The 24324-nt window shown below is 41.0% G+C and carries 12 protein-coding genes; 6 read left to right on the top strand and 6 right to left on the bottom strand.

Annotation, left to right across the window (positions count from 1 at the left end):
- Positions 1–20: 20 nt before the first annotated feature.
- The 6 genes from glyS to J7W08_RS05825 form a co-directional block, all read right to left on the bottom strand.
- A complete protein-coding gene (glyS, locus tag J7W08_RS05850) occupies positions 21–1766 on the bottom strand; it encodes a glycine--tRNA ligase (protein ID WP_233085689.1) in 1746 nt (581 codons plus the stop codon).
- A 993-nt stretch (positions 1767–2759) separates the two neighbouring features.
- Positions 2760–4622, bottom strand: coding sequence for a hybrid sensor histidine kinase/response regulator (locus J7W08_RS05845; protein ID WP_233085688.1), 1863 nt, complete (start codon positions 4620–4622; stop codon positions 2760–2762).
- A gap of 22 nt (positions 4623–4644) precedes the next feature.
- On the bottom strand, positions 4645–6780 hold the full coding sequence (locus J7W08_RS05840; RefSeq protein WP_233085687.1) for a histidine kinase dimerization/phosphoacceptor domain -containing protein: 2136 nt from the start codon (positions 6778–6780) through the stop codon (positions 4645–4647).
- 59 nt (positions 6781–6839) lie between these two features.
- Entirely contained in the window at positions 6840–8042 is a 1203-nt protein-coding gene (locus J7W08_RS05835; protein WP_233085686.1) for an FIST signal transduction protein, read from the bottom strand.
- Between the two features lie 481 nt (positions 8043–8523).
- Positions 8524–9315, bottom strand: coding sequence for a 2-amino-3,7-dideoxy-D-threo-hept-6-ulosonate synthase (locus tag J7W08_RS05830; RefSeq protein ID WP_233085685.1), 792 nt, complete (start codon positions 9313–9315; stop codon positions 8524–8526).
- A 59-nt stretch (positions 9316–9374) separates the two neighbouring features.
- Positions 9375–9887 carry a deoxyuridine 5'-triphosphate nucleotidohydrolase gene (locus tag J7W08_RS05825; RefSeq protein ID WP_233085684.1) on the bottom strand — a complete coding sequence of 171 codons (513 nt, stop codon included), beginning with the start codon at positions 9885–9887 and terminating at the stop codon, positions 9375–9377.
- Between the two features lie 255 nt (positions 9888–10142).
- Between J7W08_RS05825 and J7W08_RS05820 the strand changes: the two genes are divergently transcribed.
- The 6 genes from J7W08_RS05820 to J7W08_RS05795 all read left to right on the top strand — a co-directional run bounded on the left by J7W08_RS05820 (position 10143) and on the right by J7W08_RS05795 (position 24238).
- On the top strand, positions 10143–12257 hold the full coding sequence (locus J7W08_RS05820) for a PAS domain S-box protein (RefSeq protein WP_233085683.1): 2115 nt from the start codon (positions 10143–10145) through the stop codon (positions 12255–12257).
- Positions 12258–13190: 933 nt separating this feature from the next.
- Positions 13191–18983, top strand: a complete 5793-nt coding sequence (locus J7W08_RS05815) for a PKD domain-containing protein (RefSeq protein ID WP_233085682.1) — start codon at positions 13191–13193, stop codon at positions 18981–18983.
- A gap of 351 nt (positions 18984–19334) precedes the next feature.
- The gene (locus tag J7W08_RS05810; RefSeq protein WP_233085681.1) at positions 19335–19874 is read left to right on the top strand and encodes a cache domain-containing protein; all 540 of its coding nucleotides are present in this window, start codon (positions 19335–19337) and stop codon (positions 19872–19874) included.
- 28 nt (positions 19875–19902) lie between these two features.
- Entirely contained in the window at positions 19903–20226 is a 324-nt protein-coding gene (locus J7W08_RS05805) for a hypothetical protein (RefSeq protein WP_233085680.1), read from the top strand.
- A 152-nt stretch (positions 20227–20378) separates the two neighbouring features.
- Complete coding sequence (locus J7W08_RS05800; protein ID WP_233085679.1) at positions 20379–21074, top strand: DUF4386 domain-containing protein; 696 nt, start codon at positions 20379–20381, stop codon at positions 21072–21074.
- A gap of 407 nt (positions 21075–21481) precedes the next feature.
- The gene (locus tag J7W08_RS05795) at positions 21482–24238 is read left to right on the top strand and encodes a NosD domain-containing protein (RefSeq protein WP_233085678.1); all 2757 of its coding nucleotides are present in this window, start codon (positions 21482–21484) and stop codon (positions 24236–24238) included.
- Positions 24239–24324: the final 86 nt, after the last annotated feature.

Raw genomic sequence — 24324 nt, 5'->3', positions numbered from 1 at the left:
GGCAAGCGGTGTGAAAGTGTTTACAGCTTCACACCTGCGGTATCAAAGTCCTTCTTTCCATAGACCAGGTCATATATTGCATCTTCAATGCCATCGATTGGTGCCCTTACCTGTTCCATTGTATCACGGTCTCGGATGGTCACGGAATGATCCTCGATCGTATCATAATCGACGGTTATGGAATATGGTGTTCCGATCTCATCGTTCCTGCGGTAACGTCTGCCGATGGCTCTTGAGTCATCATAGGCTACAAGCAGTCCCCTGTTTCGAAGCTTTTCTGCGATCTGCTTTGCAGGCCCCATCAGTTCTTCTCTTGTAAGCAGTGGCAGGACAGCTACCTGTACAGGTGCGACCTCGTTCTGGAACCTGAGGACTATCCTTTCCTCTTCTTCCTCGTCGCCTTCTGCAGCGACCATTTCTTCTTCAAAGGCATGTTCCATTGTGCAGTAGAGGATCCTGTCAATACCATAGGATGGTTCAATGACATGCGGTACGATCTTTTCACCGCTGACCTTGACAGTTTCCTGTGCATATGATATGATATCAGAAGGAACTGTGAACTCCTCACCATCAACGGTTACCTTGATCTCTTCATTGTCAAGTTCGTCGGAGCTTAATTCTTTAAGTGCATCAGCAACAGCCTTTGCCTTTCCTTTGAACAGAGGTCCCATTTTTGCCATGTTTGGCTTGACCACGAACTGTTCTATCATCTTCGGCTCATCATACTCGATATTGACAACAAGTTCTTTTCCACTGGTCTTTGCATGTGCCATCAGGTCATAGTCTGTCCTGTCCGCAATTCCAACGACCTCGATCCAGCCGAACCTGTCGGTCAGTATCTCAGCATCCCAGCAATCGATAGCATAGTGTGCCATCTCGTCTTTCTGGTGCTGCCTGAACCTGAGCTTATCTGCAGCAATACCCACACGTTGCAGGAAACTGTTTGTAAGTGCAATGTGGTAGGCCAGGAACTCATGTGCAATGATGTTCTGGTCGATAGCTTCCCTGACGGTCATCTGTTCGATAACACCCTTTTGCTGTGCTTCATCTGAATAAAGGTTTAATGTAACACCTTCGAACCTACCAATGTTCGGATGGGTCTTTTCTTCCGGATGTGTGAAGATCTCAGCTTCTGCCTGTGTGAACTCACGAAGTCTGATGACTCCCTGCCTCGGTGAGATCTCGTTACGGTATGATTTTCCTATCTGGGTTGCACCAAAGGGTAGTTTTTCACGATAGTATCGGGAAAGCCTCTGGAAATTTATGAACATTCCCTGTGCAGTTTCAGGACGCATGTAGCCCTGTCTTCCTGTACCCGGACCGATGCTCGTCTTGAACATAAGGTTGAACTCATAAGCTTTGCCAAGTTCGCCACCACATTCGGGACATCCAATGTCGTTCTCCTTGATCAGCCTGTCAAGTTCCTCGTTGCTCAAAGCATCTGCAATTTCTACTATCTTGTCAACAAGGTGATCTGCTCGGAACGCTTCGCCACATTCCTTGCATTCGCAGAGAGGGTCGGAAAAACCTCCAACATGACCGGATGCAACAAAAACATCTTCGATACCAACGGTAGGCGTTTCTATCTCCATGAATCCTTCATGGATGACATAGAGTTCACGCCAGATCTGCTCGATCCTTCTCTTTAAAGTGCTTCCGAGAGGTCCGTAATCATAAAATCCTGCAGTACCTCCGTACAGCTCAAAGGAGTTCCACAAAAAACCTCGTCTTTTTGCCAGTTCAATTACCTGTTCATACCTGTCCATGATAGATCCTCATAATTCCGCGATCATATTGTTGGGGATTATAATATGCTATATTATCGATATTTCCTGCCTGTATGTAATGGGAATATCTGAAACCCTAGTTCATTTTTATATTTTTCAATATGTTGGCTGGTTTATATTTCTGATTAACGCACTTTCCACATATAAATTTGTGTCTGTAAGGAACCATTTCATCATAAAAATATTGACTTTAGCTTTTGATATCTGAAATTTATTTATAAATTCATTTGTTTATTTATTTGTCCTGTCAAAGATCAGATTCATGTGTGTAGTAAAATAATTTGGTCATTTCTTTTCATTTGGTTATGTTGGTGCTGAGTTTCAAAAAATATGTTCAATACACAGACCTCATAATAATAATAATAATCAGCAACATCTTTATATAGTTACTAATGCATATTATTATTTAGGCAAGACCGAAAAAATCATATCGTACCACCACCACCACAAACTGATTTTTTATTGGTCATTCCATCACGGTCTTGCTATTATTCTTCATTTTTAGTTATTCCTAAAGCTTCCAGCTTTGAGCTTTTATTTTTCAAACTGCTTATTTTTATATTTTTATTATTTATCGATCAATGGGATGTCGCATCGATTATTCGAAACATTTGCATTTATTTTTTACATACAAAACAAAAAACAATTTCGAAAATTATATATAGTCATTAATATATTGTATTAGTTAAGCAAGATCGTAAATCATATTGTACCACCACTACTAACTGATTTTGTTGGTTATTCCATCACCGATCTTGCTATGATTCTTATCTTTTAATTATTACCTGAACTTCTAATTCCAAACCTTTATTTTTGAAATGGTTTCTTTATTTCTAAAGATTGATATTTTTTATGCTTATTCTAAAGAAATACAGTCTTTTCGGAAAAAAGCAAAAATATCAAAGTTGGGATGTATTGCATATCTTTTCTTCTATTGAGGTAATTAATATATTTTAAAAAAGGAAACGAATTTTATAAATCGGTTGGAATGCTAAATCCTATTGTAGTTCCTTCACTGAGTTCACTTTTTAATAAGACTTCACCATTATGCATCTCAACGATTTTTTTCACAAGGGCAAGGCCGAGGCCATTACCTTCATGTAACCTACTGCTCGAAGAATCAACTTGTGTAAACGGCTCAAAGATTGTTTCATGATAATCCTTTGAAATGCCAATTCCTGTATCTTTGACTTTGATGATCAAGTATTCAGTGCTCTTTTCCACCCTAACCATTATTGAACCACCATCAGGGGTGAACTTTATAGCATTAGATAAGAGATTAAAAATAACCTGTTTTAATTTTATCTTATCAGCATTAATGCAAAGATCATCATCTTCGATACTTGTGTTCAGGCAGATATTCTTTTTTTCTGCAAGAGGAGAAACAATTGATATTACATCATTCAATATCTCTAAAACTATAAATTTTTCATTCTGAAGCTCCGCTTTATCAGCCTCTATTTTTGAAAGGTCCAGAATATCATTGATAAGGCTTAGTAAATGGTTACCACTTTTAGATATATTAGTTATGTATCTTATTTGCTTATCATTGAGCAAATATTCGTCATAATGGAGAAGGAAATCTGAAAAACCAATGATAGAATTAAGGGGTGTTCTCAATTCATGGCTTACATTTGCAAGAAATTCACTCTTTGCTTTATTGGCAGACTCAGCAGTAATTTTTGCATTCATTAATGCAATTTCGGCTTCTTTACGTTCAGTCACGTCATGCATAATACCATTAATTGAAACAGTGTTTCTTTCTTTGTCTATTATCCATGCAATGTGATTTTCTACCCACCTTATTGTTCCGTCCTTTCTTCTTATACGGTATTCTAAAACACCATTTTCAAGATTTGTCTGCATTTCTTCATATTCTAAAAGGACTTTCTCTCTATCTTTAGAGTGAATGGTAAATTTCCATAAATTCAGATTACTGTACCATTCTTCAATAGTATATCCGAAAATTTTCTCAACAGCCGGATTAGTAAATGTTGTTTCAAAGGTTTTAGGGTCAATACAGTATACCATTTCTTCAATATTTTCAGCCAACTCTCGATATTTTTTCTCTGATTCCATCAAAGCATCAGTTGCTTTTTTCCTCTCTGTGATATCTCTTATGATTACCATATCTGCCGGTTTACCTTTGTATTGGATGGTAGATGCATTGATCTCAACTGGTATTCTTTTTCCATCTTTTGACAGGATATCTATCTCATAATCCGGTTTAATGGCTTCTTCCAGCCTCTTTACATATCTCTCTTTTAGTAGATCTGTATGCTCGGGCGAGATCAAATTCATAAAAGGGATTTCGTTTGCTTCATCAAAGGAGTAATTGATTGTATCCAGCATTTTCGGGTTTGCATATTTAATCATGAAATTCTGGATAATAATAATTCCATCATTTCCATTTTCGACAAGAGCGGAATACTTTTCTTCTCTTTCTTTCAATTTATTTTCCATCTCATGCTTATAAAGGGCTATCTCTATAATGGTGTATAATTCCTTCTCTTCAAAAGGCTTGAGTATGTAACCAAAAGGTCCTGTTATCTTTGCTCGCTGCAAGGTATTGTCATCGGCATAAGCGGTAAGGTAGACAACTGGAATATTATAGAGTGTCTGTATATGTTCAGCTACTTGGACACCGTCCATATCCCCATCCAGCATAATATCCATCAGCACCAGATCCGGACAAATCTCTTCTATTTTTTCAATAGCTTCTTCCCCGGATGCAAAAGTGAAAGGGACTGAATATCCGAAATATTCCAACGTGTTCTTTATGTCCAGGGCTGTAATGAGTTCATCCTCTATAACTAATATTTTTTGTGTTGTCATTAAAGCTCCCTCAACTCCTCACTTATTCCTCAAAAGTTATCACGAATTTAGTACCCTCGCTTCGATCAAGCTCTATTTCACCACGAATTTGTTTTACAAGTGTTGTTACCAGTTGCAAACCTAATGAATGTGAATTCCTATAGTCCAGCTCTTTAGGAATACCTGTCCCAGTGTCGCTGATAATAAGTGTAAACATCTTGTTTTCAAGATGGAATTCGATATTGATGTCGCCTTCTTGCTCTTCCTGATAAGCATACTTTAAGGAATTTGAAACAATTTCATTGATGATCAATCCAAGGGGGATAGTTCTCTCTATTCCCATGTTAATGTTATCAACATCCAGTTTCAATTTGACTGCACGGTTGCCTATCCTGTATGTCTGGAAAAGGTAGGTCGTCAAATTTTTGATGTAATCCCCAACATTTATACTTGCCAGATCCTTTGATTGGTACAGTTTCTGATGGGCAATGGCCATTGATCGGACGCGGTTCTGACTTTCCTTGAATGCATCGATCACTTTTTCATCACTGAAGTTTCGAGATTGAAGATTGAGCAAACTGGAAATTACCTGAAGGTTATTTTTCACCCGATGATGGATCTCTTTTAACAAGGTATCTTTTTTCTGAACTTCTTCTGCTTGTTTGCGTTCGGTAATATCCTCTACAACACAGATGCCTCCCTGAGAAGATTCGTTCTTCGATAAAATAGGGTTAGCTTCAGCTTTGATCATTGTACGTTTACCACTGATGACAGATCGATACTCTCCTTCAAAATGTCCTGATCTTTTAGAAAGTGTTTCTCTAACGACCTTAGACACTTGAACATTTTCCGGTGACTTCAGTATATTATATCCGATTATCTTTTCTACAGGTGGTCCAATGATCTTTGCAAAACTATCATTACAATGGGTAATAACTCCATTTTGGTCATAATGGAAAATTCCTACCGGAGAATGTTCAAAGATCATGCGATACTTGTTCTCAGAATTAAGTAATTCTTCTTGTACCCACTTTCGTTTTTCCTCCACGGCTATTGCCGTTGCAATCACCCCGATCATCCATTTCTCTTCTTTTGTGGGTACAAAATCGTTCTGAAATACACAACACAGGGAGCCAACGTAGTTTGTTCCAAGCTTAACCCCTGCTCCTACATAGGTCTTTAATCCATATGGGATTACATTTGGGTCTGTGTGTGCATATGCTGTTTCGGAAAGGTTCCGGACCACCATCAAGTGATCTTGTGCACGCTGTATAACATCATAGCAAAGATGTCCTTCAGGCTCATCCACGGGGTTGTAGTTAGTTGGTGTATTCCACTGACCCCATGAACAGAGTAAACCGTCCTCTAATCGGTTGTAGAGTGCACTGGTAGCTCCCATCATTTCTCCGAAAAGAGCTGTAAGGTAATTGATGTTCTCTAATGGGTCAGTCCCGAAACTTAAGAAACATTCGTTCATCCTTTTGATGTGGTACTCTGCTCGCTTACGTTGTGTGATCTCTTGTTGGAGCTGGTTGTTGGTACTTGTCAGCTCTGCTACATTTTGTCGGATAATTTCCTGTGATTCAAGATTGTGCAGCAATGCGCTCATCTGCTGAGTGAATACCATGAAAGACGGTTTGAGCTCTTCATCGATTTTGTCATAGAACTCCTTCTTTTTTATGGATCGTCCTCCCAGAACGAATCCCTGCAAATCCCTATCTTTATAATATGGGGCGTAAATAACCTGGCATAATCCTAGCGATTCCCAGGGATTTGTCGGGCCGGAATCCTCGATAAAGACGGCTTCTCTTGCGTTCACAATGTCATCGGAAACTATCCAGTCCATGACCAATGGATATTTTTCATCAAAACCATAATCCTCCACAAGCGTTAAGCTATTGTTAGCCATGTCGTAAGTGAAGAATGCACCACATTCAACCTCAAAAACTTCAACTATGGATTCTACCGTTATCAACAAAAGTTCGTGTAGATCTTTACTCCGAATGGCTTTCTTGTTGTATGAATGGATCGACTTAAAGCGCTCCAGCTCTTGATCAAGGAGATCTCCTGTGTCGACAAGCTTCTGCTCAATCGCAGAAAAACAGCTTACCTGTTTCTGTAGCTTATCATACTTGGCTTTAAGCTCATCATAGTTCAAGGTCTCACCATTCATGATCATTTTTACCTTTATTCATTCATGTTGCGAGATGTCTGGTGCGAATACACTGGGGGGCTACATTATTCGTTGCATTTGACAATGACATACAGAGCTGTTGTATAGTTATGGAATTGGTCTCTTCCGCCTAATCTTGCAAATTCGCCCAGTCCGTACATCCCCAGCCATGGTACATCCTCATCGTTACATAGGGGATACTGCATCCTGGCTACAATTTCATCCTTAAGGATACGGTTTAACATTCCTCTTCCTCTTGCGACACAGTCTGCATGGAAAACGGCGACAGGTTTACGACCGTTGCATTTTTCTACTATCTGTCCAACCATCTGATCAAGACCATCAAATATTAGATTTTCATCCCTCTTGGTAAGATGAAGTTTTGTGCCTTCGGGGCACTCAACAGGCATGTAGATGCTACCATCCGTTCCTTTCTTTGCTATCACACGAAGGATGTGGGTGTTGCCATACTCTTCATGTAAGTTTTTTGGGAGTTCCTCCGCAAGTGCTCCAATTGGGATCGTATCCTCAAGTCGTGCTGTCTCGGGTAATCCAAGATTCTCTGTCAGGCATTCCCAGGCTGGCTTCCCGTTCAGCTCGTACACACGGTTCGACTCAGAGCGCGTAACTTCAAAAGGCATTTCCATGATTGCGAAACCATGGGAGGCTTGTGTAATTACCTCAAGTGTAGGGTCTGCAAAACCAATTGCTAATGCAGCTTTTTCAAATATCTGGTCGCCAACGAATTGGAAGCTGTTTATGGCTTTCATATTATCAGAAGAGGTAGCTCCAAATATTGGAACATCGCGACCAAAAACGGACTCGATGCCTTCCAGCGCTTTGTCGGCAGCAATATCGATGCCAGATGCCAGAAAATGGACCATGTTGATGTTTGAATTTTTACTTTTTAGATCCCGGGCCAATTGGGCACCGACCTCATACGAATTTGGACCTGTTATATTGTCTTTGATGGCTACGGCATATTCATCTTTCCCGCCTTTTACCGTCATGATCGCCAGACATCGCATTGCTTCATTAGGTCCTTCTTTACCAATGATTCCTGAACAGGTACAACCCACAATCTGTGCACTGGGCGCGAGTTTGTGTGCTTCAACTAAGATATCATTCAGATTATGGCCAACCGTGGCATAGATTACAACAAGATCGCAATCAGTGTTCTCTTCATCAACGAGTGCATTTTCAAGACATTCTGCGATGGCTTTCTTTGAGTTTACAACTGTGGTACTGCTGGATGAAAATTTTAACATAGTCCTCTCCACTTTATTCAGATTAAAATTTGGCAATTTTCCAAATTATTTTATGTTAATTTTTTGTGCTAAGGTATGCATCATTATTATCACAAAAGAAATATTTTCTTATATAAATACATGTTTATATCACGTATACACTTATATATTAGTTTTTAACTAATAATTATTATTATATAAAACAAAGTATAAATAGTGATTAGCTACTATATCTTGGTATGATTCAAGATATTATCGAACATCTCTATTAGTTGCTAAATGAATGCTGAAGAAACGAATGCTGCTAAATAGATGCTGATTCTGGTGGTAGTTTGCTCATATTCTATCAATATTTGCTTAATCTACAACTAAAATAAAAAGTGACTGAAAAATCGTATCGTTGACCGATAAATACCCTATTTTTCGGACAAAGTAGCTAATACAAAAAAGTATTTTAAACTAAAAAATGAGTGCCGGGATCTCCGGCATATGGTGTCTTATCTTAGTCTTCCATGGCTTCGTCTGCTGTCATTCCGCCGTGGACTACCTTTGAGATCCTTGTTACAAGCCTTGTGGGGTCATCGGACTGGAACACATTCCTGCCCATTGCGACACCCTTGCAGCCGACCTGAAGTGCATCGTAGATCATTTCGAGCAGCTCTTTTTCAGTGTCCATCTGTGGGCCGCCTGCAATTACTACAGGAACCGGGCAACCATCAATGACCTCTTTGAAAGAGTCCGGGTCGCCGGTGTAACTTGTCTTGACGATGTCAGCACCAAGTTCGGCACCAACTCTTGCTGCGTGCTTCACATACTCGACATCAAGTTCGGACTTGACCTTTGCACCTCTTGGGTATGTCATTGCGAGAAGAGGCATTCCCCATTCGTCACATTTCTTTGCGATATATCCAAGGTCCTGGAGCATTGCTGCTTCATCATCAGCACCAACGTTGATGTGAACAGAGACAGCATCAGCGCCTACTTTTATAGATTCCTCAACGGTCGTAACAAGTACCTTGTGGTTTGGATCGGGTCCGAGTGATGTGGAACCGGAAAGGTGTATGATAAGTCCTACATCTCTTCCATAGCCACGGTGTCCGTGCTTTGCAAGTCCCATGTGACCAAGGACAGCATTCGCACCACCCTCTGCAACCTTGTTAACAGTTGATGGCATGTCGATCAGACCTTTGATAGGTCCTGCACCGACGCCATGGTCCATTGGTATGATTATAGCATTTCCCGTATTTCTGTCGAAAATACGCTCCATCCTGACAGATTTGCCAATTTCGCTCATGCTAGAGAAGATACCTATTATATTACATATCCTTTACGTGAATGCTATTATCTGCCATGTCAGATATTCTCATGCTGGTATCTTCCACAATAACCTTCATTCACTTCTGTGTGAAGGTGGTAGAAAAGAAGCTGCATTATGCGAGCGTCTTTCTGGAGGTCGAACCCGGCAGTATTGTACACAACCAGCATGCATTCGCTCCTTCCACAATATCCTGCATCCCATACAGCGGTTTCAAGAGTAGCCCCACACCTGATAAGACTGGAACGTGGTTTGGCGATGGCTGCCAGTGTCTTTGGTATGTTAACGACCTCGTTCAAGAGCACCTTGTAGATGCCTGGTTCAAGGTGTATCCAGTCTTTTTCATCGAATTCTATCTTGCTGCCTTCTGATATCCTTCTGCCGGAGTTATCAAAGTCAACTGCTCCTGCACCTTCAATGGTCCTGACCTCTTGGAGGGTCATCTCCACACCGTTTGGCTGGAGCTGGGTATCCATGTCTATCATGTTCTCTACAAGGGGAGGATTTGCAAGCACAAGCTCTCGAAGTTCATTTTTTGACAAGAGGGTCATAGCTGTTTGATGGTCTGGATGGGTTATTATGATTTCGGAATGCTACTTTGGGTCACTTCCATAGATATTATCTCCATCTCATTTTGCATAAAGGATGAGATAACTTATACGTATGGGTAACGTTTATATAAAATGTCGTAATACAGACGAACTTGATGTATGTAAAGTTAATCTGTTTTAAATCGATACTTACTTACGATCCCATAATTTCGCTATCTATGAATACATATTATCCAGAATCCAGGTGTTAATAACATGCAAGAATATTCACAAAAAATGAACCTTCCTATATCAGACGTTCCGCATGGTGAAAATATTACTCTTGTATACAGAAACGGCGATAAGGTAATTGATTTCGTCTCGTCTTTTTTAAGGTCCGGATTGAAGCACAATGATCTATGTGTCTGGATAACTCCCGGATTAAAAAAGAATGAAGGTCCGGATGCTTTCTTCAAGGAAAAGACCATCTTCGTTAACGAGAAATCCTTTTCCTCGAATTTCGATCTTGTTCTTATGGACATGGAATTGCTTTCTGATGCCGAAGCATTTTCCAAGGCTATACTCGAATTCATAGAAAAGAAACACAGATCTGCTATTAAATGTGGATTTAATGGACTGAGGATCACTATTGACCTGATCTCGGACGAAGGTAAAATGCTGCCTTTTCTCAAGCAATGCAGAAAATTCATCATTTCTGCAACTTCGGATATTGAACTTACGACCTTGTTCACATGCCCTCTTGAATCCTTTTCCTCTTCAGATCTGTTTGAATTGATGGATGATAGGGAAAACACTATCATGAAAAAGAATGGTATGTGGACCAGTCTGATGGACCTGCTCAGCAACAAGTACAGGAAGCACCTACGATTTTCTCCGGAGTTGATGAAAAAGGAAAAAGAGCTTAAGTCTATTTACATGAACAGCCCTGTGGTTGCCTTCCTCAGGAGTTCCGGGAATGGTTTTCCCGTTGAGTTCGTTTCAGAGAACATATCCCAGTTTGGCTACTCAGCAGAGGATCTGGTATCTCATAAGGTTCTCTATGAGGATCTTATCCATCCCTGGGACACTGATGATTATTTTCTGTCCTTTTCTGAATGTATTAAAAATGGGGATAATGAATTTACAAAAGAATACAGGATATTGGACCGTGAAGCCAATACTCGATGGGTCAGTGAAACTTCATTGATAGGAAGGGATAAATACGGAAAACCATCCCGTTTCCAGGGTATTATCGTTGATATTACTGAAAGGAAACTTGCAGAGGAAGCCCTAAAGAGGTCCGAGCTTAAGTTCAAGGCCCTTTTTGATAATTCCAATGATCCGGTCTTCCTTTATGATCTGGATGGAAACATCTTTGAAGCAAATAACAAAGCATGTGAGTGTTTAGGTTATAGCAGGGAAGTATTATTGCAGAAGAAAATAACAGAGACTTATTCTAAGGAATGTGTGGTGGATTTCCAAAAACGAGTTTTAGAAGTTTGCCAGCAGGGGAATTGCATTTTTGAGATGGTAAGCCTGCGAAATGATGGTTCTGAAATACCAGTCGAAATGAGCTCGCAGCTAATGGAATATGATGGCAATCCTGCAATTCTGAGTATATTCAGGGATATTACAGAGCATAAGAACATAGAAAAAACTCTTCTGGATGCAAAAACTGAAGCAGAGGCAGCTAATAGATTAAAAAGTGAATTTCTGGCTAACATGAGCCATGAACTTAGAACTCCACTGAATTCTGTTATCGGCTTTTCAGATATTCTTCTTGAAAATGATACGGACCTCCTTAGTGATATACAAATGAAATATATAGAAAACATCTCTAAAAGCGGGTGTCATTTGCTGACTCTCATAAATGACATCCTGGACCTTTCAAAGATAGAGGCTGGCAAAATGGAGCTTCAACATGAAAAGTTCCGGTTCAGGGAAGTGTTAAATGACGTAGAAGCAGTTGTTTCCCCTCTTGCAGAAAAAAAGAATATCTGCCTGAGCACAAGTAACGGAGCTGATGATCTCTGTATCAATGCTGACAGGCTAAAATTAACCCAGGTCCTTTTCAATCTGGTATCCAATGCCATAAAGTTCACACAAGAAGGCGGCTCAGTAATGATTCGTGCAGAAAATGATGCTGACACTCTGGTAATCAAGGTCGAAGACACGGGGATCGGTATCCCGGAATCTGCCCAATGCGATCTCTTCAACCCTTTTACACAGGTGGAATCCTCTCCGAATCGCCAGTTTGGAGGCACAGGACTTGGTCTTTCCATTGCAAAAAAATTGATAAAATTGCACGGCGGCGATATCTGGGTTGAAAGCGAACCTGGTAGTGGTAGTGTGTTTGGGTTTAGTGTTCCTTTGTCGCCGAAGTTGAGTTGAACTGGGTTGTTTCAATTCTCATCGCTCAATTGCATTTCCGGAATTATCATGTTTCCGAATATTATATATCAACTGCAAGAAGACCAGTACACCTATTATCGTGAGCATGAGGTAAGTAATTGACAGAACTGACAAGCTGATCTCCGGTACAATACATGCGACATTGACTGCAAGTATCAGTAATGGTATGAAAATGATACGATTTCGGTTCGAATAAGAGCTGTTTCCCAATATTTCCAATCCCTCTTTTTTTTTGGTAGATCGTAATATGGGAATGGCATAGAATGCAATTATAGATATGTAAGGCAGGATCTTTCTAGGTATCCTTTCGGGAAGAATGTACAGGAATTTTACAATATGGAGTATATAAGGTAGAACACAAGCATCTTGAAATCTCCTTCTCCTAATTTTCTTTTTCCCAGCTTCGACGTGGCAATTAGACAGGTTGCGGGTTGGGGTGAATTGGTATTTGTGTTTTGGCTTTTGTTGAAAGGGGGTAAAATACCTGATATGGAATCCTGAAATTGTTTCATTATGGGATTTGACATAAACTAGAAATAAAAAGGATTCAAACGCTGGAAAAAGCCATCAAAAAGGTTAAAAGAAACAGATGGTTTCGTGGAGATTCAAACACCTGACTTCTTCTGTTTAAAGATTGATAATATCTATTTTATTGATTATTCCGTTTTGTTAACAGCGTTACCATTTATAAAATTCTTAACATATTTGATATGTCATCTAATATTCTTTAATAATGTTCTTATAAAATAAAATTTAATCTTTAAGTAAAGGTTCATATTCGTCTGTGGTGGACTACAAGGCGGCACTGCCTTTTTTGTACCTGATGTTTTTTGGCATGTTCTGCCTTAGCGATTGTGATCTCTACAGATGTAGATGACTCTGGAGATCGTAATATAATGTGGTGGTGGGGTAATGAGAATACGTGCAATGATGTGTTTTGTAATAGTTTTAGCTTTAATGACCGTAGGAACTGCAGCAGCCTTATCACCTCCAATAGTTTACGTCTCCGCAAATAATGACGGTGACTACAATTGTGATGGAACATCTGATGAAACACAGATCAACCAGGCATTGGCATATGTCAGGGATAATGCAGGATTCACGACTGTTTATCTTAAAAACGATGGCGGTACAAATGATTATATTATAGACGGTACAATCGAAGTTCCAACTGGTACAACATTTACCGGTGATACTGGTGTAACTGTTAAACTGATAGATGATTATAGGCCGCCGCGAAAAGACTGGCAGATGGTTTCAGGCAATACCGCAGTAGTCGGGCATGATTATAAATTAGCTAATAATATTATTATTTCTCAGATCACATTTGATGCAGACAGGTGGAACCAGGGAAAGATGCGTGATCTGAATATGTTCCCTACCATCGAACTTCGTGGTGTTAATTTAACGTTCCATGACTTGTCATTTACCACGGGAGTAGGGGATTTTATCAAGGTCGTAAATTATGGCGAAACGGAACCCGACCTTGAAATTTATGATAATTATTTTGGCAGATGTGGACATTCAGGTGTTTATGTGTTACGTACCGGGTCAACGGGTGAAAATAGGATCTGGATACATGATAATGAATTTGGATATGTGGCTGCAAATGCAGGTATTCGACTGGATGAATGTTCAGGTGCATTAATTGAAAATAACGTATTCACCACAGATAACGAAGGCGATTCAGCTATTTATCTCATATACGATAATGACCCGTCTAATATTGGTTTATCTGACAATGAGATAAGATATAATACGGTATATGATGTAAGAGAATATGGTATTGTCCTCATGGCGTCAGTAGATGGTGGTATTGTTGATAAACCTGAAACGACTGGCAATTATATCCATCATAATCTAATATACAATTCACATGGTGATGATGGCCGTGCTGGCGGTATATGTATTCATGGAATTGATGATGTTACAATTGAGTCTAACACGATTGTAAATTGTGATGGAGATGGTATTTCAACAAGACAATACTCGACTATTAATCCAACCTACACAACAGGCTTTACTATCACTGCAAAAAATAATATCATCACTGGCATGAATGCGTATGAAAGTTTGGGGTATGGTATCAATAACGTCGAATCTTCCAAGCATACGATAATCAGCGATTATAATTGTATTTATGATAATGAACTTGGTAATTACAATAATGTGGATATCGGGGATTATGATATTTTCAGCGACCCGAAATTCTATGATGCTGCCAATGGTCTGTATTACCTAAATTCAACTGCTGTGGGCGGAACGTATAACGGTACGGGGTGGGTGACAATGGGAACCATGAGCCCATGTATCGATGCTGGTGATCCTGCTGACCCATACAGTAATGAGCCTGAGAATAATGGTGATAGGGCTAATCTTGGTAGGTATGGGAATACTGAGTATGCCTCAAAGTCTCGTGCATCACTTGAGATTAATGTGCACTCTGCAGATTCCATCCAGGATGCTGTTGATACTGCAACCAACGGTGACACGATTATTGTCTATCCTGGTGTATACACAGAGAACGTGGATGTGTACAAGAAGTTAGCTATAATATCAGAATCAGGAAATCCGGATGATACCATTGTTCAGGCTGCTTCTTCAAATGATCATGTATTCCACGTGACTGCAGATAACGTGACTATCAACGGATTTACTGCAACGGGTGTCACTGGTGATGATAAAAGCGGGATATATCTTTATGGAGTCGAAGGATGTACTATTACTAACAACACGGCATCGAACAACGATTTAGGCATCTATCTGTATGATTCCAGCAACAACTTGATCTACAACAACTACTTCAACAACACGAATAACACTCTAATTAATGATAGTAACGGAAATGTCTGGAACATTACCAAAACAGCAGGTACAAACATTATCGGTGGAGATTCTCTGGGGGGAAACTACTGGTCAGATTATTCCGGTGTTGATACCGATGGGGATGGACTTGGTGATACCTTGCTTCCATATAATTCTGCAGGTGGCATACCTAGTGGAGGAGATTATCTACCATTGGTTCTGGAAGTTCCAAACAGTGCTCCAACAGCAGATGCCAACGGACCTTACCTTGTCACTGAAGGTTCAGTTATAACCCTCGATGCTTCCGTTTCCTCTGATCCTGAGGGAGATGCTCTCACTTACAGATGGGACTTCAATAATGACAGTATCTGGGACACCCTTTGGTTAACTGATCCTACTTTAGATCATACATGGACTGATGACTATGATGGCTACATCGCTGTTGAGGTAAATGATAGTGAATTTACAAGTATCGCAACTGCATCTGTAACCGTGAACAATGTCGCACCTGTTGTGGATGCAGGATCAGACCAGACTGTTGTTGAAGGTTCTGCTGTTGCTTTTTCAGGAATTTTCAGTGATTCCGGAGCAGATGATACCCATACATTTGAGTGGAATTTCGGAGACGGAACTATAAACACCAGTTCACTGGCACCAACACATGTCTATGCATCTGATGGAACCTATACAGTGATTCTCACTGTAACCGATGATGATCTTGGTTTTGGAACTGATACTCTGACCGTAACCGTGACCGATGCTCCAAACAGTGCTCCAACAGCAGATGCCAACGGACCTTACCTTGTCACTGAAGGTTCAGTTATAACCCTCGATGCTTCCGTTTCCTCTGATCCTGAGGGAGATGCTCTCACTTACAGATGGGACTTCAATAATGACAGTATCTGGGACACCCTTTGGTTAACTGATCCTACTTTAGATCATACATGGACTGATGACTATGATGGCTACATCGCTGTTGAGGTAAATGATAGTGAATTTACAAGTATCGCAACTGCATCTGTAACCGTGAACAATGTCGCACCTGTTGTGGATGTAGGATCAGACCAGACTGTTGTTGAAGGTTCTGCTGTTGCTTTTTCAGGAATTTTCAGTGATTCCGGAGCAGATGATACCCATACATTTGAGTGGAATTTCGGAGACGGAACTATAAACACCAGTTCACTGGCACCAACACATGTCTATGCATCTGATGGAACCTATACAGTGATTCTCACTGTAACAGATGATGATCTTGGTGTTGGAACTGATACTCTGACCGTAACCGTGACCGATGCTCCAAACAGTGCTCCAACAGCAGATGCCAACGGACCTTACCTTGTCACTGAAGGTTCAGTTATAACCCTCGATGCTTCCGTTTCCTCTGATCCTGAGGGAGATGCTCTCACTTACAGATGGGACTTCAATAATGACAGTATCTGGGACACCCTTTGGTTAACTGATCCTACTTTAGATCATACATGGACTGATGACTATGATGGCTACATCGCTGTTGAGGTAAATGATAGTGAATTTACAAGTATCGCAACTGCATCTGTAACCGTGAACAATGTCGCACCTGTTGTGGATGCAGGATCAGACCAGACTGTTGTTGAAGGTTCTGCTGTTGCTTTTTCAGGAATTTTCAGTGATTCCGGAGCAGATGATACCCATACATTTGAGTGGAATTTCGGAGACGGAACTATAAACACCAGTTCACTGGCACCAACACATGTCTATGCATCTGATGGAACCTATACAGTGATTCTCACTGTAACCGATGATGATCTTGGTGTTGGAACTGATACTCTGACCGTAACCGTGACCGATGCTCCAAACAGTGCTCCAACAGCAGATGCCAACGGACCTTACCTTGTCACTGAAGGTTCAGTTATAACCCTCGATGCTTCCGTTTCCTCTGATCCTGAGGGAGATGCTCTCACTTACAGATGGGACTTCAATAATGACAGTATCTGGGACACCCTTTGGTTAACTGATCCTACTTTAGATCATACATGGACTGATGATTATGATGGCTACATCGCTGTTGAGGTAAATGATAGTGAATTTACAAGTATCGCAACTGCATCTGTAACCGTGAACAATGTCGCACCTGTTGTGGATGCAGGATCAGGCCAGACTGTTGTTGAAGGCTCTGCTGTTGCTTTTTCAGGAATTTTCAGTGATTCCGGAGCAGATGATACCCATACATTTGAGTGGAATTTCGGAGACGGAACTATAAACACCAGTTCACTGGCACCAACACATGTCTATGCATCTGATGGAACCTATACAGTGATTCTCACTGTAACCGATGATGATCTTGGTGTTGGAACTGATACTCTGACCGTAACCGTGACCGATGCTCCAAACAGTGCTCCAACAGCAGATGCCAACGGACCTTACCTTGTCACTGAAGGTTCAGTTATAACCCTCGATGCTTCCGTTTCCTCTGATCCTGAGGGAGATGCTCTCACTTACAGATGGGACTTCAATAATGACAGTATCTGGGACACCCTTTGGTTAACTGATCCTACTTTAGATCATACATGGACTGATGATTATGATGGCTACATCGCTGTTGAGGTAAATGATAGTGAATTTACAAGTATCGCAACTGCATCTGTAACCGTGAACAATGTCGCACCTGTTGTGGATGCAGGATCAGGCCAGACTGTTGTTGAAGGCTCTGCTGTTGCTTTTTCAGGAATTTTCAGTGATTCCGGAGCAGATGATACCCATACATTTGAGTGGAATTTCGGAGACGGAACTATAAACACCAGTTCACTGGCACCAACACATGTCTATGCATCTGATGGAACCTATACAGTGATTCTCACTGTAACCGATGATGATCTTGGTGTTGGAACTGATACTCTGACCGTAACCGTGACCGATGCTCCAAACAGTGCTCCAACAGCAGATGCCAACGGACCTTACCTTGTCACTGAAGGTTCAGTTATAACCCTCGATGCTTCCGTTTCCTCTGATCCTGAGGGAGATGCTCTCACTTACAGATGGGACTTCAATAATGACAGTATCTGGGACACCCTTTGGTTAACTGATCCTACTTTAGATCATACATGGACTGATGACTATGATGGCTACATCGCTGTTGAGGTAAATGATAGTGAATTTACAAGTATCGCAACTGCATCTGTAACCGTGAACAATGTCGCACCAGAGGTTACATCCCTCACAGAGTTGCCGGAAGGTCCAGTTGAAATAGGCACTCTGGTGAATCTATCTGCAGAATTCCTCGATCTTGGTATCGAAGATACTCATAATTATACCATAGACTGGGGAGATAATACAGTAGATGATATTGATATTATTATACCTTCGGGTAACCGTGCAGTGGCTACAAATCATATGTATGCGACCTCTGGTTTATACAATGTCACATTCACTGTTGAGGATGATGATGGTGACAGTGATACAGAATTCCAGTATGTGCTCGTGTATGATTCAGAAGGTGGATATGTAGTTGGTAAAGGAAGCTTTAATTCACCTGCCGGTGCATATGTGGCTGATTCGGGTCTTACGGGCGTGGCAACATTCGACTTTAGTTCAAAGTACAAGAAAGATGTGCTGACAGGAGAGACGCAGTTCGAGTTTGAGAATCTGAAATTCCACTCCGTCGATTACGAATGGATGGTTGTTGCGGGTCACAAGGCCACTTACAAAGGAAATGGTACTGTCAACGGTGAGGGCAACTATGGGTTCCTGATGTCGGTAATTGATGCAGAACTCACATCAAGCGCTGATAATGATATGTTCAGGATAAAGATCTGGGACAAAGACAACAACGATGCAATAGTCTATGATAACATGCCGGATGAAGATGATGATGCAGACTCGATAACAGCAATATTGAAAGGTAGAATCCAGATCAGGTCATAATCGTCTGGAAATTAGGATAATTCGCACACATTCCCGGGGATCGAGCCGGGAATCGTGCCGTCTTTTTGTTAAGCCCGATATTGATTCAAAGATCATCTGCAAGTGTCGTCTCAACTTAATTATTAAAGAAGGTGTTACTGAAAGTATAGCTGACTTTATCAAGAGACGTGCTACAACCACAGTTTGAAGTGCACATTATCTCAATAAAGCTCAAAGAGCATTGGTGGAATATGTCAGAATAAAGTAACAACTTCCTACCACAGGCTAGACTTCCAAAGCATATCTATTTCAACCATAAAGTTGAAATTTCATTTAACGATCGAAATTCATTTTTCCAACTGGGGGTATAATATGAGCGATCTTAAGACCAAAATTTGTATTTTGTGTATGGCTACCCTATTACTAGTAGCCACCGGCTGTGTGCAGCCGGACGATACGTCCATTTCTGAACAAGAGAATCAAACAGTTGAAGAGGAGCAGACAGGCTTGACTTCACAGGAAGAGTATACGGTATCCCAGGTCAATGCGGCTATTGACTTGATAGGAGAGATGGGAGAACTGGCATTTCCTGAGTTACGGGAGAGTAATAGTGAGTGGTTCCACGATGATTTCTACATATTCGTCTGGAAAACTGACGGGATGCGTGTTGTCTATCCGCCGGACCTGAGCGGCGAAGGCCAGGATATGAGCGAACTTGTGGACTTCAACGACAAATCCATAGGTCAGATATACATTGATATTGCTCTCAGTGAAGAAGGTGAGGGCTGGGTCGATTACTACTGGCCAAAACCCGGTGAAACTGAGCCTTTAATGAAGCACACGTTCATCAAGAGGGCATCGATCGGGAACGAGACCTATCTTGTAGGGTCCGGCTTCTATGTTGATGAGTGAGTTGCATTGAAATGGGGGAAGTGATAAGATGACTGAGAATAAACCTATCATCAGAATGTATTTTGCCAGGATCAAGGAAGCATTTTATGACCTTTCTGAAGAGGAAAAGGCTGAGTTCATGCGTAAGGATCGCGAGGAAATGGATGAACTTGGAATGAAAGTCCTGATGATGATTGATTGTCGCTGGTCCAACGAAGAGTGGGATTTTGTTGGGATCGAGGAATGGCCAAGTATAGAAGCTCTTGAGGAGCGTGGCAGATTCGAAAAAGAAGAACTGGAAGCTTTCAGGTATGTCGAATCGAGGACTTATCTGGGTACCTGTGAATCCTTTGCTGAATATGGTAAAGAATGAAAGCTAAATCAATGGAGATATTGAATGGTTCCAGAGTATTAGTTCTCCCCGGCGAGCTGATGTAGCTTATTGAGGTGGCATGCTGGAATCTTTCATTGGCAGATGCTATCCGTTGGACAACTAAGTGATCTGATAAAATAAGGGATACTGAAATGACAAAGCACATAGCAGATATATCACAACCAAAAGCTGCGATGATCGGAGGTATCGGGCTTCTGGTAATGACCGTATTTGCTCTTTTCGCTTTTTCTGTTCATCAGAGTCTTATTGTTCCGGGAGATGCAGCAACAACAGCAAACAATATCATGAGCGATGAGTTGTTGTTCCGCATTGTCATTTGTAGCTTCCTGGTTGTTGTCATTCTTGATGTGGTGGTTGCCTGGGCACTTTATATCCTGCTCAAACCAGTGAACAAGAGTCTCTCATTGCTTACTGCATGGTCCCGTCTGACGTATGCCATTATTTTTGGAGTTGCCCTGGGTAATCTCTTTGCTGTCTTGCATCTTTTAAGTGGTACTGATTACCTGTCAGTTTTTGAAACTGATCAGTTACATGCTCAGGTGATGCTCTCTCTCAATGCGTTCGATCAGGTATGGGATATTGGATTTGTATTTTTTGGCCTTCATCTTTCGTTACTGGGCTATCTGGTTTTCAAGTCGGACTACATTCCCCGAATTCTGGGTGTTTTGTTGATGATCGCAGGGTTGAGCTATCTGATAGACTATCTTACAATTTTCCTTTTTCCAAGCTTCGATCTGGCAATTAGCCAGATTTTTGGTTGGGGTGAATTATTGTTTATGATCTGGCTTTTGTTGAAAGGGAGCAAAATACCTGAAATGGAATCTTGAAATTGTTTTATTTAGGTATTTGACAAAAAACTTGAGAAAAAAGAATTCAAAAGCCCGGGACAAAATATCTGAATAAACATTAAAAGAAACAGATGCTTTTTGGGGGATTTCAACACCTTCTTTTTGCAGTGTAATACTTTATGTTATGTATTTTTATCATCGATTTTGTTAACAGTGTTACTATTTATAGGGTTCTTAACATATTTCCGCTGTCATTACATATTCTTTAACAATGTACTTATAATATAATCTACAATGTTTTTATAGAGGTTCATATTCGGCTGTGGGGACGGCAAGGTGGCACTGCCTCTTAATTGTACTTGATATTTTCTGGCATGTACTGCCTTAATGATTTTTACAGACGTGGCTGATCGTGAAGATCGTAATATCATAAGGTGGTGGATGTAATGAGATTTAAACAAAGTATACTGATATGTTTTGGAATGGCTTTAGTATTAATGACTGTAGGCACTGCAGCAGCAGCGACTCTCAACGTGACCAGCATTACGGGTCCACAGAACTACACAACTATCCAGCAAGCGGTGGTCAATGCTACCACTGGCGATATTATCCTTGTGTATCCAGAAACCTATGAAGAAAATGTGGTTGTATCTCAATCAAACATAACAATAAGATCACAATCGGGGAATCCGGCTGATACTACTGTTCGGGATGAGTCATATAATCATGTTTTCAGTGTGACTGCAAATAATGTTACCATCAGTGGGTTTAGGATAGAATCTGCTCCATCTAATCATGCAGGCATCTATCTGGAGGGGTCAAACAACACCGTGTCGAACAACAAGCTGTGGGAAAACGGGTACGGCATTTATATGTACGATTCCAGCTACAACAATCTGACCGACAACTCGGCGTCAAATAGTGACGATTACGGCATCTATCTGAATGATTGCAGCTATAACAACCTGACCGACAACTCGGCATCGGAGAACAACGATTATGGCATCTATCTAACTAACAGCGACTACAACGAGCTGAACGGCAACTCGGCACCGGGTGGGTACGACTCCCAAAATACTGGTATCCGTATATATAATTCCGATAACAACATCCTGACTAATAACACGGCGTCGAAGAACGATTATTGCGGCATAAGTGTGGACGAATCCGATAACAACATCCTGACTAATAACACGGCGTCATCTAACGATTATTCCCACCTCGGTGACAATTGCGGAATCTGGCTTAAGGAATCCTATAACAACACGCTGATAGGCAACACGGTGTCATATAATGATGATTATGGCATCTATCTGAACGATAACAGCGATGAGAATGACCTGATCAACAATAAGGTGAAGTACAACAATTACGGCATCTATCTGCACTATAACAGCGATGAGAATTACCTGATCAACAATACGGTGAAGTACAACGATTACGGCATTTGGCTGGAGGGCAGTGACAAAAACAACCTGACTAGCAACACTGCATCGGATAACTATGATTACGGCATCTATCTGAAGGTAAGTTGGAAAAACAACCTGAACGACAACACTGCGTCGGATAACGACGATTACGGCATCTATCTTAATGAATCTGACTCCAACGATCTGATCAATAACACGGTGTCGGATAACCTGAATTGCGGCATCTATCTGCAGGAGTCCAGCTACAATGATCTGATCAATAATAACGTATCTGAGAACCAAGATACTGGCATCTATCTGGGTATTTACAGCAACGAGAATGACCTGATCAATAACACGGCGTCGGATAACCTGAATTGCGGCATTTCTCTGCGTGGTTCCAGAGATAACGAGTTGGACAATAACACGGTGTCATATAACGATTATTACGGCATCTATCTGGACACTGGCCATATATCTGTATATCCATATAATATTGGCTCTGACTTTAACTATCTGATCAATAACACGGTATCGTATAACAACAATTACGGTCTCTGTCTGTCTGGCAGTGATGATAACCTCATCTACAACAACTACTTCAACAACACGAAGAATGTTCGAGATGGTGGAAACAACATATGGAACACCACCATAACAGAAGGTACAAACATTATCGATGGCCCTTATCTTGGAGGAAACTATTGGTCAGATTATACTGGTGTTGATACCGATGGAGATGGATTTGGTAATAGTTTCCTTCCATACAATTCTTCAGGTAACATACGTCATGGAGGAGATTATCTGCCATTGGTTGTTCCGAACAGCGCACCAATAGCAAATGCCAGCGGACCTTATGAAGTGGATGAAAACACAACTATAACCTTTAATGCCAGTGCCTCTTTAGATCCGGATGGAGATGCTCTCACTTACAGATGGGACTTTGATAATGATGGAAATTGGGACACAGAATGGTCAAGTAATCTAACTGCAAATTATACATGGGATGATGACTGGATTGGCATGGTTAAGCTGGAAGTCAATGATAGTAAAGTAGCGACTAACGATACAGCCAATGTTACAGTCAACAATGTAGCACCAGCAATCGAGACCCTTGAGCTGCCAATAGCTTCAGTTGCTATCGGTAGCACTGTGAATTTAACCGCTACATTTACCGATCCGGGTGCAGATTATCATACGTATAGTATTGACTGGGATGATACTACAACAGATCTTGATATTAGTATACCCCTGGGTGATCGTGTTGTAGAAACAAACCACACGTATGCAAACACTGGCTTTTACAATGTCACATTAACTGTTGAGGATGATGATGGTGGCAATGATACACAATTCCGGTACGTGATCGTGCATGATCCGAATGGTGGATATGTAGCCGGTAAAGGAACTTTTGACTCACTCGCAGGTGCGTATTATCTGGATGATTCGGTAAAAGACGAGGCAACATTCGAATTCGATTCAAAGTACAACAAGAAAGGCGTACCGACTGGTGAAACTCTATTCATGTTCAAGGAAGCGGATCTGAAATTCCAGTCAGAAAGCTATTACTGGTTGGTGGTTGAAGGTCACAAGGCCACTTTCAGAGGAAATGGTACGATAAACGATGAGAGCGGCTATGAGTTCTTGGTGTCGGCAATTGATGGTGATGACGACTTGTTCAGGATAAAGATCTGGAATTCAACAGATATCATCTACGACAATAATGTTGGTGGCGATATTGTTGCAGATCCGATAACGGAGATAGAGAAAGGTAAAATCCAGATCAAGACGTGATCGCCTGGAAACAAGAACAATTCGCTACCCAGATCACGCTTCTGGAGCGCGGACCGAGGTGATGAGCTATGCTCAACACCTCCTTT

This window comes from Methanococcoides orientis (assembly GCF_021184045.1).
Taxonomy (GTDB): domain Archaea; phylum Halobacteriota; class Methanosarcinia; order Methanosarcinales; family Methanosarcinaceae; genus Methanococcoides; species Methanococcoides orientis.
Note: the sequence above shows the minus strand (reverse complement) of the source record. Positions and strands in the feature narration are given on the sequence as shown.